The sequence below is a fragment of the Pseudomonas sp. 43(2021) genome, assembly GCF_017490805.1.
Classification (GTDB): Bacteria; Pseudomonadota; Gammaproteobacteria; order Pseudomonadales; family Pseudomonadaceae; genus Aquipseudomonas.
Genome location: NZ_JAFGYJ010000299.1, coordinates 1 through 507 on the forward strand (window position 1 = coordinate 1; position 507 = coordinate 507).

Below are 507 nucleotides of genomic sequence, written 5' to 3' on the forward strand. Positions count from 1 at the left end.
GAGTTCGGAGTGGTGTTCTCTTGGGTGTTGTCCACCGGCGAGACAGTGCTTTGGTCATTCATGGAGATCTCCTGTTGGGAAGAAGTAGTTCGGGATGCCGACAACGCGGCAGCCTTGTTGCGCAAGCTGCGTCCGGCACTCGTGGCCAGTTGGCGTTGCAGGGCCGTGATGGCTTCGGCGCGAGTGCCGATCTGATCTGCCAGGCCCGCCTGGAGAGCGGCCTCACCGCGATAGACGCGGGCCTCGGTGTCACGAATCGCCTCGGGTGTGAGGCGGCGGAATCCGGCAACCAAGCTGATGAACTGCGTATGCAGCTGCTCGATGTCGGCCTGGATGTCAGCGGCCACCGGGGCTGGGAGCGGTGCGTGCGGATGGCCAGCGACCTTGTGGGCGCCGGCGTGCAAGAAGGTGTAAGTCATCCCGGCTTTGGCATCGGCGGCCGACTCATCAATGTGCACCGCCACCACGCCAATCGAGCCCACCTCGGCAGTGCGGGTGAGCCAGAGG

The 507-nt window shown here is 64.5% G+C and carries 1 protein-coding gene; it reads right to left on the bottom strand.

Annotated features, from left to right (window positions below; all coding sequences use genetic code 11):
- On the bottom strand, positions 1 to 507 hold a 507-nt coding region (locus J5M71_RS27315), incomplete at both ends, for a S49 family peptidase (RefSeq protein WP_207838657.1).